This is a genomic window from Ornithinibacillus californiensis (genome assembly GCF_001038485.1).
Taxonomy (GTDB): domain Bacteria; phylum Bacillota; class Bacilli; order Bacillales; family Amphibacillaceae; genus Ornithinibacillus; species Ornithinibacillus californiensis.
The window spans coordinates 76,387-93,211 of sequence record NZ_LDUE01000036.1 but is presented as its reverse complement, the minus strand read 5'-3'; the positions used below and the strand labels follow the sequence as shown (position 1 = coordinate 93,211).

The following is a 16,825-nucleotide window of genomic DNA, read 5'->3' as shown; positions in this document are numbered from 1 at the left end:
CCCTATTATAGACAAGTTAAAGCAAGTCGAATAGCTTCCGTTAAATCATGCTGTGACCAGCTTGGCATATTCTTCTTTATTGCCAATGCATGGGAAGCTGGAATATGAATAAAACCAGACGGAAGGTCCAGATTATTTAGGCTCTGATAATGCAATCCATGATACATGACGTTATTACAAAGATACGCACCTGCTGTATTCGAAATCTTAGCAGGGTAACCCGCTTCTTTTAATGCTGATACAATCTCATAGATTGGCAGTTTTGAAAAATAACCATCTGGCCCATCCTCAAAAATCTTTTCCCCATTAGGCTTATGTCCATTATTATCCACTGGACCATCATTACAATTGATCGCAATTCGTTCAGGTGTAATACAGTTTCTGCCACCAGCAAGACCTAATGAAACTACTGCATCTGGGTTATGCTTCTCAATTAATTCTAATAATTGAATCCCTGATTTATGAAAGTCAACAGATAAAATCTCACCAACAACTTCATAATCACCGATTGTTTCCCCGTTTAAGATAGTGGCAATTTCTGTAGTTGGGTTAATCGGAAATTCTAGGAATGGTTCGAATCCTGTTAGTAGTAATTTTTTCATGTTTACACCTCTATATTTAATTTAGTTTTGGCTGTTTTACTAATTATAAAGGAAAACAGCCAAGCAATGTTAAACGTATTTATTACGACCTGCGCCTAGTCCGGCAAGTAAAACTAAGGTTGAAACGATGATTAATGTAATAATTGGAGCTGTCCAAGCTTGGGTTAAATCAAATAAGTAACCAATTAGCAACGGTCCGACTGCAGCCAGTAAATACCCCGGTGCTTGCGCCATGCCAGATAATGCTGCCGCTTGTTTCGCATTACGAGCTCGCATCCCTAAAAAGGCTAATGCTAAGGCAAACGTACCTCCTAAAGCTAGACCGATTAATGTAATACTAATTAGTAATGTTGTATAGGTAGTACCTAGCAATAATCCTGCATACCCTACTATCGAAATAAGCCCCATAATTACAACTATCACCCGTTGTGATGTGAACTTCGAAGCAATGACAGGTACGATAAAGCTAGCTGGTAAACCAATAATTTGTGTTAGTGATAACATCCATCCTGCTGTTTCTTTATCCATTCCATTAGAATGAAGTATCTCTGGAAGCCAAGAAATGGTGACATAAAATAAAAATGATTGTAGCCCCATATATGCAGCAATTTGCCAAGCAAGCGGAGACTTCCAAATATTTGAATCCGTTTCTGTTAAAAATGTTGTTTCTGACGTTGATGTCCGCTTGTTTGATATAAATATCCAAATTAATAATCCTAGTACTGCTGGTATCGACCATACTAGAAGAGCACCTTGCCAGCCTAGGTCCATATCAATTGCTAATGGAACACTTACACCAGATGCCACGGATGCGGATACCCCCATCGCAGTTGAGTAGACGCTGGTCATCAATCCAACATGTAATGGAAATTTATCTTTTACTACCCCTGGCAGCAAAACATTACATACAGCAATACCTATACCGATTAAGATTGTCCCTGTGAAAATAAGGGGAATTTCGGTTATAGAACGAACAGCAAAACCACTAAGTAAGACGATAAGTCCAAGAAGAATAATCCGCTCATTCGAATAACGATTTCCCAACCTTGCTGCAATAGGCGACATGATCGCAAACGTGATTAATGGTAATGAAGTTAATAAACCAACACTCCAGTTGGATAACCCAATATCATCCCGGATTGTACTCATCAATGGTCCCACTGATGTAATCGCTGGTCGAAGATTAAAGGATATGATAATGATTCCTGTGATAAGTAAAAATTTGTATAACTGATTGTTATTTACATCTTGTTGATTTAAGTCCAACCTTGCTGCCCCTTCCAATATGTTACTGATATTACTATAGCATATTGGATGGGTGGAGGGAAAAGTGGAGGATTGGGTTATGGGGATTATGTTGATGTTGGTGGGGTTTTGGTTGAAGTTTCTTCATTTTGGTTGATGTTTGGTGAGTGCGGTTGAAGTATCTTCTGGTTTGGTTGATGACTGCAGATTTCCGTTGATGTGCTCTCGGTTTTGGTTGATGTCTCGAATTTATGGTTGATGTGCCTTTAGTTTTGGTTGATGTTACATATTATTCAACTACATCTATGGACCTTTGGTAGCAATTAGAACCACCTTTATTATTTCCGCGGAAATAATCACATATTGTCGAATGCACATTAAAGTTTACTTTTTTGGAAACCTTTTTCGAATACTACCGTATACAAATTAGATAGGAGGTTGTTATGAGAAAAGCATTTCTTATTCTAATACTCACTTTTATACTATGTGCATGTGGTAACGAGAACAGTCAGAACCTTATCCTCGAAAGGGAAAAGGTAAACTTTGAGTTAGCCTTCAATAATACAGAAGCAGAAAAAATTACATACTTCAGTGATGGTTTAAAAGTAACAGGTTACATCGTTAAACCAAAAGAGATTGATGTCAAGGCTCCCGTACTCTATTTTAATCGTGGTGGTAATCGGGATTACTTTAAAATCAATAATCAAACGTTAAATTACTTATCCTTTTGGGCTGATCAAGGATTTGTCGTGTTAGCTTCTCAATACAGAGGTGTTGATGGTGGTGAAGGTCTGGAGGAGTTTGGCGGTTCCGATATTCATGATGTATTAAATTTAGAAAAAGTCGCTAAAGAGCTTCCCTATGCTGCAGATATTGATACACAAGTAATGCTAGGAATGTCTCGTGGTGGAATGATGACTTATTTAGCGATTAAAAATGGAATGGAATTAGATGTAGCTGTTGTTATTGGTGGTATTACAGACTTAGAACAATGGTATAACGAAAGAGGCGCTCCCCTCCAAAACGATTTGAATGAATTGGTTGGTCGTCCAGAAACAAATAAGGAAGAATACCTTAACCGTTCGGCCGTCTATTGGGCAGACCAAATTAATATCCCGTTATTAATCCTTCACGGAGAAAATGATCAAAGTGTACCGGTTACTCAAACTGATGCGTTGGCTGAAAAACTGAACGAGTTGGGAAAAGATTATCATTATATTAAATATCCAAAAGCAGACCACGCTCTATCAAACTATTTTGAAGAGTATACAGAGGAAATTATGAATTGGTACGATTCTAAAATACAACAATAAAGGCGTATCCTAGTTTAATAGGGTACGCCTTTTGCTTGTTTATACATTTTCAAAAAATAGGCGTGAAGCTATAAGCCCCTCGTCTACTCTATTATACAGTTGCTCTTAATACCATCTCTCCCCCATCATCTCTGCGTTGTTTCTGAATAAACCAAACTACTCCCATCATCGCAATGCCGATTAGACTTGTAGTTATTTCTGGTATGATCATTAGAATTCCGCCCACAAACAAGACGAGACGCTCCCATTTATATGAGTGTCGGATAAAGAAACCTATTACTCCGCTACTCACTGCCATCATCCCTAATAGCGAAGTCACAAGTGCAAGTATCAACGCTAGAGGAGTCACATCGACTAACACTAATATCGGATTGTAAATGAATATATACGGGATAATAAAGGCTGCAATTGCTAGTTTTACAGCTGTAACTCCGGATTTAAACGGGTTCGCCCTAGCTATACCAGCACCAGCATATGCCGCCAAACAAACCGGTGGTGTAATATCGGCCACGATGCCGAAGTAGAAAACAAACATATGGGCTGCAATAGCCGCAATACCAAACTCATTAATTAGAACTGGTGCAGCGATCGTAGCTGTTACGACGTAATTCGCTGTAGTCGGTAATCCCATCCCAAGGATGATACACGCAATCATGGTGAAGAATAAAGCAAATGGTAGAAAACCACCCGACAAAGCGATGATTCCTGCTGCAAACTTTGTTCCTAAGCCAGTAATACTTACAACTCCAGCTATAATCCCTGCTGTCGCACAGGCAGCAATTACTGGTAGAGCAACTCGTGCACCTTGTTCAAACACCTCAACTATTTTCCTGAATTTCATCCGAGTTTCTTTACGGATAAAACTAATTAAGAATGCGGAAATAACACCCATTAATGCTGCACGTTGCGGTGTAAACCCTGACAATATAGTACCTACAATGATTACCAACGGAAGGAGCATAAATCCGTTTCTCATGAGTAACTTTCGGAAACTAGGGAGCTCTGATTTTGGTAATCCATGAATCTTGAGCTTTTTCGCCTCAAAGTGAGTCCCAATAAAGATTCCCGCAAAGTAAAGAACAGCTGGTATGACCGCCGCTAACATAACGGTCGCATAGTCAACTTGTAAATATTCCATCATGATAAAGGCTGCTGCTCCCATCAATGGTGGCATAATTTGACCACCGGTCGATGCAGAAGCTTCCGTAGCTGCTGCGAATTCTGGCTTAAACCCAGACTTTTTCATCATGGGAATCGTAAATGAACCAGAAGAAACTGTATTTCCTACCGAGCTACCCGATACCATCCCTGTCATCGCACTGGCAACAACGGCAGTCTTCGCTGTACCACCCGTATATCTACCAGTTAAGGATAGCGCAATATCGTTAAAGAATCGCCCAATTTTTGTATGAACGAGTATGACACCAAAGAACAGGAAGAGGAAAATGAACTTGGCTGATATTTGTATCGGCGTTCCAAATACCCCACTACTACGGAACCAGAGATTCGTAGAAATATCGTTCACTGCAAATCCTGCATGAGACAGTACCTTTGTAGGAACTAAGTTACCAAATAACGTATACAGGATCATAATGCTTGCTACGATGACTATTGGTACTCCAACTGTACGGCGTGTAGCTTCTAGTAATAATAAAATACCGATAATGGATACAATGATGTCAAATGTGGTATAGCCATTAATTGTAGCAAGTGTCAGTTCATCATAGAAAATAATCTTATGGTAGCCCGCGTACATGGCTAAAAATGCTAAGGCAACATCATACCACGGGACAGATTTTTGCTTTTTTTGTAATCCTTTTTTCGCTGGAAATAATAAAAAGATAATTCCCAAAGCTGTACCTAGATGGATTGCACCTTGTTGCTGGGAGGGTAAAACACTAGTAGCGGCTGTATACAAGTGGAAAACTGTAAGAGATACTCCTAAAAATGTAATAACCCATGCCCATTTCCCAAGTTTCACCCGAAAATTACTTTCTTTATCGTACTTTTCAAGTATTTCTTTTGCGTCAATCTCTTCATTTTGAACGTGCTTGTTATCTTGATTTTCTTTCATCCAACCACATCCCATCATGATTCATTAGAAAGAAGAGACAGCGACAAAGTCTAACATTTTTATTAGTGCATATAACCCGCCCCGGAAATATACTTCGCTCTCCGCGGGCGGCTGGTGAGCCTCCTCGCTCGTTCCGAGCTGTGGGGTCTCACCTATGCCTATCCTCCCGCAGGAGTCTCCGTATATTTCCGGGGCTAATGTTGTGTAGAGTTTGTCTAAAATGCTTATTATGTTATTGTGCTTATCTCTTCTTTTATAGAATTTTAGTTATGTTAAGTATGAAATTTTATTTCGCTAAATCTTCAAATCCTTCAATTCCAGTAGCTTCGCGCGTTACGATTTGAACGATTTCTGGATAAATATGTCCAATAAATGCAACGTTAGTTATTGGCTCATTAAAGTCGCCTTCACCGTTAACCGCATCGATAGCTGGACCATGTACAGTCATACCTAAGTGCATGTTACCATCACGCATCGCAGCTAAGTTTTCTAGGGATGCGCTTGTTTCTCTGTTTGTTACATTTATTCCATCAATATTATTATTCCAAACGGTTGCCATTTCTCCACCTAGCGGGTAGTATGTTCCACCAGAGCTACCTGTTCCTAACACTAATTCCGATGGCTGATCAGAAACATTAAGTTCAGCAATTGGGTTATCAAATTCTAAGCCTTGTTCTTGATAATACTTAGCTGCTCCTGGATGGATTGGTAAGTCTTCTAATCCATTCAGTGCATTATCAAGGGTCATTTGAGCACCCTGCGCATGACTAATTTCATTAGAATTCTCTACCATAACTTTTGCTAATTGATAACCTAATTCTTCACTAATCGTATCCGTATTACCCATTAAAATTGCATAGGCCGTTACAGTTGTAACATCTTCTTCAAGGAAATCATACGATTCTTTCGGAATAATAAATTCTCTATATACACTATTGGCCTCGATGTGTGCTACTGCATCAGCGGATAAGCTAATCATTTTCACATCACCTGCATTAGCTTGTAAGTTGGAAATACTTCCAGCTGGTAACCCTAAAATACCAATAGATATATCGATGTTCCCATCTTGTACACCATCAGCTGCATCTCCAAATCCTTCTTCGTAGGCGTTATAATCTCCTTCTTCAATACCATAAGCACTTAAAATAAGTTTAGAAACTGTATTTGTGGCACTTCCTGCTGGTCCAATCGCAATATTTTTTGCCTCTCCACTACAAGCTGCTAGGAGAAGAACCAACATAATAAGTATTCCAGTAAAACCTAGTACTCGTATCTTTCCCATGTACATACCCCTTTTCATATATTTTCAGCTCCTAATGGTAACGTTTTCAATGGATCCCAAGGTGAAAATACACGCGTATGTAATGTACAAAATTTTAGAAGCCTAATTTAAGTATACAAGTTTTCATCATAAATTCAACATTTTATTTAGTATTTTCAGATTATTTGGGACTTAAGGTTAACTACAAAGGGGTCAGTCCCTCTGTGAATTAAATCACAGAGGAACTGACCCCACTAAGAGTATTATATAGTTATCCAGTTATTCTTGATTGCTTTTATAACTGCATTTGTTCTATCGGAAACATGTAATTTCTTTAGGATGGAACTTACATGGTTGTTAACGGTTCTTGTTGAGATAAATAATGCTTTTGCGATATTGCAGTTATTTAGGCCTCTTCCTAATTCTTCTAGAACCTTCCATTCTTGTTCTGTTAGAATTCCAACTGGTCTGATCGGCTCTTTTCTAGTTAATTTCACATAATCATCTAGTAGTACCGTAGATAGTTTCGGATGAATATATTGTTGGTCGTTTAGCATGGATTTTGTCGCAAAGATTAGCTCGCTTAATTCCATTCCATTATAAAAATATCCATGAAGTCCATAACTGAAAAGCGTTCGTAACAAATCACTATCAAGCTCTGTCGTCCAAATGGCTACTCTAGTATTTTGTTTCATAAAACTGTCGACCACATCTGGAAAATCAAGTTTCGTATTCAAATCAATAATAACTAAGTCACTTTGAATAGCTTGTCCAATCTCTTTGAACTCCGCAGAACCTAATGCTCTCCATGAATGCTCAGGAAGACTTTCTTCTAACTTTTCTACTATAATGTCACGCACTAAATCTTTTTCTTTTAAAATTGTAATCTCACACATAGACTCTTCTCCCATCTATTTCTATTTTCCTATGGTAGAAATCGCCAATATGACATATGAATGATTCCATTAAAAAAGACTATTCCCTAAAGAAATAGCCAAAATATCCATACAATCCATTTTGGCAACCAGGCGATCATAGCCACTTAGACCTTAGACCCTTAGCTTTGCGTCCTACCCTTTCAGATAGTTTGCCTTTTTCAGTTGGTTTTTTATTAACACTAACAATAATGTTATACCAAATCTACTAACCAATGCAACTAAAATATAGTTAAATTTACAGACAATATTAGGAAAAAAATACTAGACACCATATTGGTATCTAGTATTTTTATAAATTCTATAGTTTAAACTTCCCAATTAATCGATTTAACTCTTCAGCAAGTTTAGCAAGTTGCTCAGAACTACTTGCTACTTCCTCCATCGAACCACTGACTTGCTCTGCAGCTGCTGAAGTTTCTTCCACCCCGGCTGCAGATTCTTCTGATATTGCAGCAATTTCCTGAATAGAGCTATCCATTTCCTGACTACTTGCTGTGATAGTTGCAAGATTGTTAGTTATCGTTGCGATACTTCCTACCATGCCATTAACTGCATTTGTTATTTGACTAAATGTTTCTTCAGTAGACTCAATCTGCTCGGAACCAATTTGCACCTCGCGATACCCTTTCTGTAGGGACTCCGTTACTATAGATGATTCAGACTGAATGCTCGTTACGGTTTCCGTAATATCGTCTACCGATAAAGCTACTTGCTCTGCTAATTTCCTTACTTCATCTGCTACAACAGCAAAGCCTTTTCCGTGTTCACCAGCTCTGGCAGCCTCAATCGCTGCGTTCAAGGCTAATAAATTCGTTTGGTCTGCAACATCCTTAATGACGGATACTAGATTTGATATCTTTTGTGTATGATCATGTAGACCTTCCACTTTATTTACCGCATCTTTAACAATTTGATCCACTTTCTGCATTTGCAATGTTGATGACTTCATTAATTCACTACCCTCATTGGTTAACTGAAGTACATCGGTAGAGTTTTCATTAATTCGTTCGCCACTATAGTTTGCCTCTTGCACTTCTACTGCAAATGTACTCATGACAGAAGATAAATCCCCAGCGCTATTGGCTTGCGATTCTGTACCAGTAGCCAGCTCCTCCATCGTCATCGCGATTTGCTCGGAACCTGTTTTCACTTCATTTGCTGACTGTGTTAATTCTTCACTTTGTGTAGAAACTGTTTCTGAAACATGATTAATTTCATTCAATAACTCACGTATATTGTCACTCATTTTGTCAGTCATTCGAATAAGTTGCCCAAGTTCATCCCGCTCATCTGATTGTAAAGCCTTTCCACTTAAATCACCGGAAGCAATAGCTTTCATCCGTTCCATAACTGTCTTAATGCGGTTCGACATCATAGTGGATGAAACAAAAGCAAACATCACACCTAAACCAACCGCTGCGAGACTTAAAATATTGGTTATCATCATGGTAAACTTTCCATAATCCAAGACTTCTTGTCCCATTTCATTAATCACTTCTTCGCGATGCTTAGCTGCTGCAGAAAAACCTTCAATTATTTCAAATTCCAAAGGGGCTACTTCGGTTTCCATTATTCTAAGGGCTGTTTCCTTATCACCACGATCAAACGCAGCAAAGACCTTATCCGTTAACTGCCCCCACTGGAACTTTTTATCTACTAGTTTCTTTGTTTCCTCAGAATCGCTTAATTCAAGTAGCTCATTTTCTAAGGCAATACTAGCCTCAATTTGACTCTCAAAAGTTTCCCGCACTTGCTCATCTTCGTATAACATATACGCACGAACTAACCCCGCACGATTTGCCATATCAAAGGCAATTTCTTCATCAAGTACTAATAGGGCTAGTTGTTTGTTGATCATCTCTTCCGTGTTATCGTTCATTTTATTAATCGAATATAGTGTAAAAGCAGCAAATACTACCGTTAATGTTAGTACGACTGAAAAAATTAATAGAATTTTAGCTCGTATAGTTTTAAAGTTAAACAAATTCTTCATAGTTGATCTCCTCTTAGATGTTATTGTTCGTTAACATATGGTGTAATATCGTAATTCGGTAAAATTAATACTTCAACCCTTCTGTTCCTCGCCCGATTCGCATCACTATCATTCGCCACAACTGGTTGATGTTCCCCATACCCTTTAGCACTAAATCTAGCTGGGTCCAGCTGTTCATTATCAAGTATTAGACTCATAAAGTTAACAGCCCTCATCACACTCAGTTCCCAGTTCGAGCCAAATCTAGCATTATTCATTGGAACATCATCCGTATGACCGCTAATGACAATTTGATGTGGTGGGTCTGTGTAAAGTAGATTGGAAATTTCTCTAGCAATCTCTATCCCACCTTCACTTACATCCGAGCTTCCTGGATCAAAGGAAATATCATTTTTAATCGAGATCATTAGCCCTTCGCCTGATAGTTGCGTCTCTAGTGAAGCAGTTAAATTATTTTCTCGGATATAGTTATCTATCTTTCTTTGAAGCTCTTGAAGGTTAAGTAATTCCTTTTCTCCATCACTTGGTTCGGGTTCTTCGTTTTCTTCTTCCTCTTCTTGTGGTTCAATCTCTGGTGTAGGAACTGGATGTTCCATGATTCCTTTATCCCCACTAGAGAATTCACTTTGGAAAAATGCGGAAAGTTCCTCATACTTTTTCACATCAATCTCACTCATGGCAAAAAGTACAATGAACAAAGCAACGAGTAATGTTAATAAATCAGAATAGGGGAGCAACCACGATTCATCTACATGATGGTCTTCATTTTTTCTTTTATTTTTTCTCATTTTCTAGCTCCACAATGCGCTGATATTCCTTTGAAGTTAAATACGAACCAAGCTTTTCCTTCACAACCTTTGAAGACTCCCCTACTGTGATAGAAACAACACCTTCAATCATCATTTCTTTCAATTCTACTTCTCGTTTTGATTTAGCTTTTAGTTTATTTGCAAAAGGATGCCATAGGACGTAACCTGTGAAAATACCGAGTAAGGTTGCAATAAAGGCAGCTGAAATCGCCTTTCCTAATGCAGTGATATCAGCCATGTCTGCAAGTGCAGCAATTAGCCCGACAACGGCTCCTAGTACCCCAAGGGTTGGTGCATACGTACCAGCCTGTGAGAAAATAGCTGCTCCTTCTTGGTGACGTTTCTCCATAGCATCGATTTTTTCCATCATGACATCTCGAATGAATTCTGGAGATTGCCCGTCTACCGCAAGTTGTATTCCAGAAGATAAGAAATGGTCATCGATGTTGTCTAATCTACTCTCTAAGGCTAAAATTCCTTCTTTACGAGCGACATCTGCCATATCTGAAAATAGCGTAATTAACTCTTCGGTGCTTTGTTCTTTTTTTTCGGTGAATAGGACTTTAAATAAGGCTGGTATTTTTTTCAATGTCCTCGTTGGGAATGCGATCATTACGGATGCCGCTGTTCCTACAAGTATGATTAGTATTGCGGCAGGGTTGATTAAGGCACCAAGGCCGACACCTTTTAATACCATCCCTACTCCAACAGCTACGATTCCTAGTATGATTCCTATAATTGATGATTTATCCATTTGTAGACCTCCATTTATTAAAAAAAGCCATTCTCTTTACGGAAGAATAGCCAATTAGAAGTTCAATCTTCTAAACTTGGTAACCTGGCAATCATAGTCGTTTGACCTTAGACCCATGGCTTTGCGTCCTTACTTTTTAGTAAGTTTGCCTTTTTCATTGTTTTTTTAATTTATAACTTTTGTCCTAATGTTTATATCGTACAAAATCGAAAAAAATGAATAGCTATTTTACAATTGCCTTTCAACCTTAATCAGATTTTCCATGTTGTATACAATACATGTCCTATGTTCACCAAGATTTTACAAATATTTTACATGGAGTATATATAAGTTGCTATATTCAACTAGTATACTTATAGTATAAACTCGAAATTACCAACTTAAGGTGGAATTATGGAAAAAAACCAAATGACAAAATTCATGCAATATATCCATGCAAATAGGGATTCACTATATCTGGAATTCCAAAAGAGTGAAGAAGTACAGGAACTATTAAAACCAGAAAGAGTAAAGACTTTCTATCAACCTATTATTACCTTACAACAAGGGTCGACCATCGCTTATGAAATATTAAATCGCCCAGAAATAACAACCCTATTTCCTACTACAGATAAGTTTTATGAATATGTTGGAAAAAGTAATAGCGCCTTCCAAGTGGAATGTTTTATTAATGATCTTGCTCTTACAAGATATGTGGAACAATTAAAATCCCTAAACGAACAAAACCAAAACCAAACATTAGTTTTCTTAAATATACAACCACAAATCTTAGCTGATCCTAATTATCAAAACGTGATATACAGTGACTTATTGTTAAAACATCAACTAACTCCTGACCAAATTGTCCTAGAACTTACAGAAAGAGAAGCTGGCATTAATCACGACCAATTTGTGCCTATCATTGAACATTACCGGCAGCAAGGCTATAGGATTGCGCTTGATGATGCAGGAACCGGTTATAATAGCTTACAAACACTTCTATATCTGAAGCCTGAATTTATTAAGATTGATAAATCACTGATTAGAAACATTGAAAAACATAAAGAAAAACAATATTTAGTAGAGTTAATTATCGAATTTGCTTCCAAATCAAATACGAAAGTAATCGCTGAAGGAATAGAGACGACATCAGAGTTGAATTTCCTGCAACAATTAGAGGTACATATGGGGCAAGGTTATGCATTAGGTAGACCAATGCAACAATTATATAAGGGGACTTCGCCAGATACAACAAGCTTAGCAAATCAGCTTTCGTTCCAATTTTAAACGTTGTACTAAAAACACATCAAATTGCTAATCAGCAATCTGATGTGTTTTTTTCTACTTCATCAAGTGTAAGATACACGCTTTGCTTTTTCGATTTACAACAGCTTTTCACCTCAGCCGCTTTCATGCTAAGTTCTTCAACCGTTTCAATTGTGCAATCTTTATTTTGAATAACTGCGATGGAAATACTTAACAACGGTATATTGACAAAATTACCTTTTCGATTAATCACTTTCACATAGCCTCGTTTGACATCCTCTTCGGAATAAAATCGCATAACAGCTTTTTCAAATTGAGAAATTATGAGATGACAAAGATTTTCGTGTTCAAAGTGAGGAACGGCTGCAATAAAATCATCCCCACCTATATGCCCAACAAATGATCTGTTATCTGCTTCCTTCATTATGACATTTTTAATAATTGTTGCCGTTTCTTTAATTACTTCATCGCCTTCTATGAAACCAAATGTATCATTAAATTCCTTAAAAGAGTCTAAATCAATATAAAATACGGTATACGCTTCGTACGTTAATATCTCATGTAATGTTTCGTCTATTATATGGTTTCCAGGTAGCCCACTTAATGGATTAGAATATTTTGCGATATTAATTTGCACTTCGGATAGTTTGTTAACTAGTTCTCGTATACTAACTACGCCTTGTAGCTTACCCTTCGCTGTGACAATAACATAGTCATACAGATTCTCTTGTTTACGGTTCATAGCAAGTGTACTGGCCTCCGTAAGCGGAAGAGAGCGTTCTACCGTTAATAATTCTTGGCTCATAACTAAGTCAATGGACCGATTCATAAACAAATCAAATCCATATTTCGTTGAAAGTTTTTGGAAAAAATTAGTTCTCATTACTATTCCAACTGGATTATCATCAACACCAACAATGATTCCTTCTAATGATGGGTTGTTCTCAAATATGGAATAGACTTCCTCACATTTTGTTGAAGGCACTACGCTTATGGCTTCACTAACTATATCCCCGATTACTACTTGCATTTAGAAGATCCCCTTAGTTTACGATTTTAATATGTTACATTTATTTGGATGATAAAGATAAAGTTTGATAAGTGATTCTTTTTTTATCGTAATACTTCTAAGTTGTATAGTTGAACTGAAATTTATCATATTAAATATTTAGAGTGTGAATAAGTACTTTTACCTATATTTTACATGAAAAGTATTAATTAATCGTAAAAGTTTGGTAAATAAGAATTATTAATTTGTGGGGATTTTTGGATATTTAAGTCCATTGGGAGGAGTATTTCTATTTTGAGTACAAGGGGTCGGCTTTCTTCTAAAGTTGGAGTGGTGAAGTTAAATCAATCAATTTCCAAGAATAGGGGTGTAAACTAAACAGCTGATAGAGTTAGTTTACACCTCCTTTATTTATGAGATTAAATATCGTTGAAAATTATCCTCTAATCCGCTTTTCCATTTGTTGTAAGTAGGTATTAGTGTAAATTGCAATATTTCCTGCACTTTACCATAGGCTTTTGACTCGTATGCATCCACGACTAGTTCTATTGCATTCTTAACTTTAATACTTATTTCTTTGCTTTCGGAAGTTAGTAGATTTTCAGGAAGTCCTTCGAAAGATCTTTCTACAGTTGAGAATGCTTGTACAGTATTTTCAAATAGCAAAATTGATTCATCGTGTTTACCCTCATTAATTAGCTTTTGATTATGCTTTAATCCGTCTATCACTGTTTCTAGTAGTGCTAAAGATTGTTTCATAACTTCTAGGTGTTTTTCCATTGTAGATACCTCACTGTCGTTAATTATATTTATATCTTACATCCATTACTGTTAATTATCGCTATCCTATACTACTAATGTTTATATCGTACTAATTTACATGATGTGTAGGATATTTTAGATATAGTTTAAAATTTAGCGGATCTACTAATCAGCAAATTGGAAATATACTTTGGATATTTAGTTGGTCTGTGGTATATAAAATTAGTGAACTGAAGAAACGTGGTTTATTGTCATAAAGAAAGAGACCCTAGAAAACTAGAGTCTCTTCTAAAAAGTATCAAATTAACGAAGTAATTGTAATACTCCTTGTGGTTGTTGGTTGGCTTGCTTTGCCGCTATGTCTTTCGATCATAGAATAGACTATATCTTCACCCTTAATTTCTAAGGGGCTGGGCACTTCGAATGACTTCTGTCACCCTACGAATCTCATTGCCGTGGCTTACGCTTTAGGCAGTACATTCTAGTCGTTGGACCTTCGCCAGGTTTTCACCACAGGCGCTTGGCTGCTGATTATCCATTGTATCATTGTTATGTTTTTCAAACCATCACATCTGCCGTTTCCAGCTATGTTGTGGTACAAAACACTTTAGGAAGTTCCAGCAATTCACCCAGTTATCCTCTAATCCGTTACCAGATTAGACGCCCTTCTCACCATCTACCTAAGTAGTTGTAAAACTCCCTGAGGCATTTGGTTTGATTGAGCTAACATAGATTGTGCCGCTTGTTGAAGGATATTGTTCTTAGTGAACTCCATCATTTCTTTCGCCATCGTGCGAGCATTTACTTTCATAAATGACTAGACTATATCTTCACCCTCTAGTTATCTAGTAGGGGCCGGGCACTTCGGATTCAGATGAATATGCGGCTTCATCTTTCACCTACGAATTTCATCACCATTGCATGTAGCTTTAGGTGGTCTATTCTAGTCGTTGAACCTTCGCCAGGTTTTCACCACAGGCGCTTGGCTGCTCGATTGCCCAATCTCGTCTTTTTTCAGACCCTCACGACTGCCGTTTCCAGCTTCGTTGTGGTAAGACAAGCTCTTAGGGGTTTCCAGCAATTCACCCGGTCGTAATCTCTAACCGTTACCAGTTAGGACGACTGTGACTGTCACTGCTTAAGCAGCAGCTAAGTCATAATCAACGTCACGGATACGCGATTCTGCAGCTGTTAGGTTTTCTGCAGAAGTTCCTAGGTTGTTGATAGTGTGTTCTAAACGGTTTTGGTATGCACCTAGTTTAGAACGTTCCCCAGATACTGTCTCAATTGCTGTATTAATAGTAGTGATTGCGCTATTAGCATCAGCTTGGCTGCTAATACTTATGCCTCCTGTACCAACAGTAGATGTCATCCCAGAAATACTGAATGTTGCACTGTCTCCAGCATTCGCTGCAGTTAAGTTATCAGCTAAATCAAGTTTTAGGCCATTCGCAGTTTGTACTTTGGCACTAGATGGATCAAAGTTAGTTAATGATATCTTTTCTTTAGCTCCGTTAGCAAGGGTTACTTCGACAGAACCATTGTAAGTTGCTGTAGGTGTTCCAGCTGTAACCGAGAAAGTGTCTACATCATTAGCAGTAAGTTTGCTTGAATCAAATTCAAATGATTGACCATTATCGGAAGTGGCCTTGTAAACCCCGCCACCCTCATCAGTAACTGTCCAAGTAGCACCAGAATTATCGTCTGTAACTGTTACATCACCAGGAGTTGTACCACCAGCACCAACTGTTATTGTAATAGTTGCTGCTTCATTAAATGTTCCATTTGATACAGTAGTAGCAGCACCATCACCTGAAGTTTCCGATACAGCTCCAGCAGTATGAGGTGTTGTTGTATTTACAGCGAAGTCACTACCTAAAGTGAAAGAGACATCGCCATTTGCACCAGTATATGAAGTTGTATCTAAGTCTGCACCAGCACCTGACTCAGTTATAGCTGTATCTCCAGTTGGAGTGCCAACTGTTGCTCCTGCTCCACCACTCCAATTAAGATTAGCAACTTGCAAAGCTTCAGCATCCATTTTACTAACTGAAAGAGTGATATTTTGATCTGCATCACTTCCAATATGGAAAGTACCTGTGAAACTACCATCTAGAAGACTTTTAGTATTAAATGATGTGTCTTCAGCAATACGAGTAATTTCCTCAGATAATTGATTCATTTCATCTTGCAGGGCTCCACGATCTTCAGCATTATTTGTATCGTTTGAACTTTGAACAGCTAATTCGCGCATACGTTGTAAAATAGCATGAGTTTCGTTCAAAGCACCTTCAGCAGTTTGGATTAGAGAAATCAATTTTGTTATCGTAATGGCTATTTATCCACTACTTCTTTATGTTTCCATAAAGTTCAGATCATATCTTCATCCTGATAGGATGCCCCGCGCTCTTGGGTGGGTTATTGGTCTGGTTCCTCACCACCTGATCGTTACACCTTCCTAATTACTTACTACCAATTCATTAGGCTTGGCTCGGTATTGCCCACCATCCGCTACTGCTTAAGTTTGGTTTGGGGTTCCACCGAATTCACGGAGTTTTCAGCTAAGTATTACTACTTAGAGCGGCATAACTAGTCTACCGTCTTGAGCGTTTTTAGACGCCATTTCTAATCCACGAATTTGTCCACGCATTTTTTCAGAGATTGCTAGACCTGCAGCGTCATCTCCAGCTTTGTTGATACGAAGACCTGAAGAAAGTTTTTCTAAAGAATTTTGAGTAGCTCCAGCATTTGCGCCTAATTGACGGTGTGCGTTTAAAGCTGAAATATTGTGATTGATAATCATAATTTCCTTACCTCCAT

At 37.9% G+C, this 16,825-nt stretch carries 14 protein-coding genes, 1 pseudogene and 2 riboswitches; of the genes and pseudogenes, 2 read left to right on the top strand and 13 right to left on the bottom strand.

Annotation, left to right across the window (positions count from 1 at the left end; genetic code table 11):
• Positions 1-5: 5 nt before the first annotated feature.
• Positions 6-602 (bottom strand): pyroglutamyl-peptidase I, encoded by a 597-nt coding sequence (locus tag TE34_RS09000; protein WP_047984482.1) that lies wholly within the window; start codon positions 600-602, stop codon positions 6-8.
• 69 nt (positions 603-671) lie between these two features.
• Entirely contained in the window at positions 672-1,868 is a 1,197-nt protein-coding gene (locus tag TE34_RS08995; protein WP_047984481.1) for a CynX/NimT family MFS transporter, read from the bottom strand.
• A gap of 422 nt (positions 1,869-2,290) precedes the next feature.
• Between TE34_RS08995 and TE34_RS08990 the strand changes: the two genes are divergently transcribed.
• A complete protein-coding gene (locus tag TE34_RS08990; protein ID WP_047984480.1) occupies positions 2,291-3,160 on the top strand; it encodes an alpha/beta hydrolase family protein in 870 nt (289 codons plus the stop codon).
• A gap of 91 nt (positions 3,161-3,251) precedes the next feature.
• Here the strand turns inward: TE34_RS08990 and TE34_RS08985 are convergent, their stop codons facing one another.
• The 6 genes from TE34_RS08985 to motA all read right to left on the bottom strand — a co-directional run bounded on the left by TE34_RS08985 (position 3,252) and on the right by motA (position 10,989).
• On the bottom strand, positions 3,252-5,234 hold the full coding sequence (locus TE34_RS08985) for a TRAP transporter permease (protein ID WP_047984479.1): 1,983 nt from the start codon (positions 5,232-5,234) through the stop codon (positions 3,252-3,254).
• A gap of 286 nt (positions 5,235-5,520) precedes the next feature.
• Positions 5,521-6,516: a TAXI family TRAP transporter solute-binding subunit gene (locus TE34_RS08980; RefSeq protein ID WP_236687135.1), complete on the bottom strand. Its 996-nt coding sequence runs from the start codon at positions 6,514-6,516 to the stop codon at positions 5,521-5,523.
• A 242-nt stretch (positions 6,517-6,758) separates the two neighbouring features.
• The gene (locus TE34_RS08975) at positions 6,759-7,391 is read right to left on the bottom strand and encodes a response regulator transcription factor (protein ID WP_047984478.1); all 633 of its coding nucleotides are present in this window, start codon (positions 7,389-7,391) and stop codon (positions 6,759-6,761) included.
• A 120-nt stretch (positions 7,392-7,511) separates the two neighbouring features.
• A riboswitch (cyclic di-GMP riboswitch) is annotated at positions 7,512-7,597 on the bottom strand.
• Between the two features lie 134 nt (positions 7,598-7,731).
• Positions 7,732-9,426, bottom strand: a complete 1,695-nt coding sequence (locus TE34_RS08970) for a methyl-accepting chemotaxis protein (protein ID WP_047984477.1) — start codon at positions 9,424-9,426, stop codon at positions 7,732-7,734.
• A gap of 20 nt (positions 9,427-9,446) precedes the next feature.
• Complete coding sequence (gene motB, locus TE34_RS08965) at positions 9,447-10,214, bottom strand: flagellar motor protein MotB (protein WP_047984476.1); 768 nt, start codon at positions 10,212-10,214, stop codon at positions 9,447-9,449.
• Entirely contained in the window at positions 10,201-10,989 is a 789-nt protein-coding gene (gene motA, locus TE34_RS08960) for a flagellar motor stator protein MotA (protein WP_047984475.1), read from the bottom strand. The genes motB and motA overlap by 14 nt, the downstream gene beginning before the upstream one ends.
• Before the next feature lie 75 nt (positions 10,990-11,064).
• Positions 11,065-11,149, bottom strand: a riboswitch (cyclic di-GMP riboswitch).
• A 233-nt stretch (positions 11,150-11,382) separates the two neighbouring features.
• Between motA and TE34_RS08955 the strand changes: the two genes are divergently transcribed.
• Positions 11,383-12,255, top strand: a complete 873-nt coding sequence (locus TE34_RS08955) for an EAL domain-containing protein (RefSeq protein WP_047984474.1) — start codon at positions 11,383-11,385, stop codon at positions 12,253-12,255.
• Positions 12,256-12,286: 31 nt separating this feature from the next.
• Here TE34_RS08955 and TE34_RS08950 read toward each other — a convergent pair whose 3' ends face one another.
• The 5 genes and pseudogenes from TE34_RS08950 to TE34_RS08935 form a co-directional block, all read right to left on the bottom strand.
• On the bottom strand, positions 12,287-13,264 hold the full coding sequence (locus TE34_RS08950; protein WP_047984473.1) for a GGDEF domain-containing protein: 978 nt from the start codon (positions 13,262-13,264) through the stop codon (positions 12,287-12,289).
• A gap of 390 nt (positions 13,265-13,654) precedes the next feature.
• Positions 13,655-14,023: a hypothetical protein gene (locus tag TE34_RS08945; RefSeq protein ID WP_047984472.1), complete on the bottom strand. Its 369-nt coding sequence runs from the start codon at positions 14,021-14,023 to the stop codon at positions 13,655-13,657.
• 658 nt (positions 14,024-14,681) lie between these two features.
• Positions 14,682-14,783 carry a flagellin gene (locus TE34_RS20635; protein ID WP_407944360.1) on the bottom strand — a complete coding sequence of 34 codons (102 nt, stop codon included), beginning with the start codon at positions 14,781-14,783 and terminating at the stop codon, positions 14,682-14,684.
• Positions 14,784-15,143: 360 nt separating this feature from the next.
• Entirely contained in the window at positions 15,144-16,322 is a 1,179-nt protein-coding gene (locus TE34_RS21440) for a flagellin N-terminal helical domain-containing protein (protein ID WP_053075030.1), read from the bottom strand.
• Between the two features lie 279 nt (positions 16,323-16,601).
• A pseudogene (locus TE34_RS08935) lies at positions 16,602-16,808 on the bottom strand (flagellin N-terminal helical domain-containing protein); the annotation flags it as partial.
• Between the last annotated feature and the right edge of the window lie 17 nt (positions 16,809-16,825).

Excerpts from the sequence above, each read along its gene's own strand:
- TE34_RS09000 (WP_047984482.1), bottom strand. The coding sequence starts at position 602 with ATGAAAAAATTACTACTAACAGGATTCGAACCATTCCTAGAATTTCCG.
- TE34_RS08990 (WP_047984480.1), top strand. The coding sequence starts at position 2,291 with ATGAGAAAAGCATTTCTTATTCTAATACTCACTTTTATACTATGTGCA.
- TE34_RS08985 (WP_047984479.1), bottom strand. The coding sequence starts at position 5,234 with ATGAAAGAAAATCAAGATAACAAGCACGTTCAAAATGAAGAGATTGAC.
- TE34_RS08980 (WP_236687135.1), bottom strand. The coding sequence starts at position 6,516 with ATGGGAAAGATACGAGTACTAGGTTTTACTGGAATACTTATTATGTTG.
- TE34_RS08975 (WP_047984478.1), bottom strand. The coding sequence starts at position 7,391 with ATGTGTGAGATTACAATTTTAAAAGAAAAAGATTTAGTGCGTGACATT.
- TE34_RS08970 (WP_047984477.1), bottom strand. The coding sequence starts at position 9,426 with ATGAAGAATTTGTTTAACTTTAAAACTATACGAGCTAAAATTCTATTA.
- motB (WP_047984476.1), bottom strand. The coding sequence starts at position 10,214 with ATGAGAAAAAATAAAAGAAAAAATGAAGACCATCATGTAGATGAATCG.
- motA (WP_047984475.1), bottom strand. The coding sequence starts at position 10,989 with ATGGATAAATCATCAATTATAGGAATCATACTAGGAATCGTAGCTGTT.
- TE34_RS08955 (WP_047984474.1), top strand. The coding sequence starts at position 11,383 with ATGGAAAAAAACCAAATGACAAAATTCATGCAATATATCCATGCAAAT.
- TE34_RS08950 (WP_047984473.1), bottom strand. The coding sequence starts at position 13,264 with ATGCAAGTAGTAATCGGGGATATAGTTAGTGAAGCCATAAGCGTAGTG.
- TE34_RS08945 (WP_047984472.1), bottom strand. The coding sequence starts at position 14,023 with ATGGAAAAACACCTAGAAGTTATGAAACAATCTTTAGCACTACTAGAA.
- TE34_RS20635 (WP_407944360.1), bottom strand. The coding sequence starts at position 14,783 with ATGATGGAGTTCACTAAGAACAATATCCTTCAACAAGCGGCACAATCT.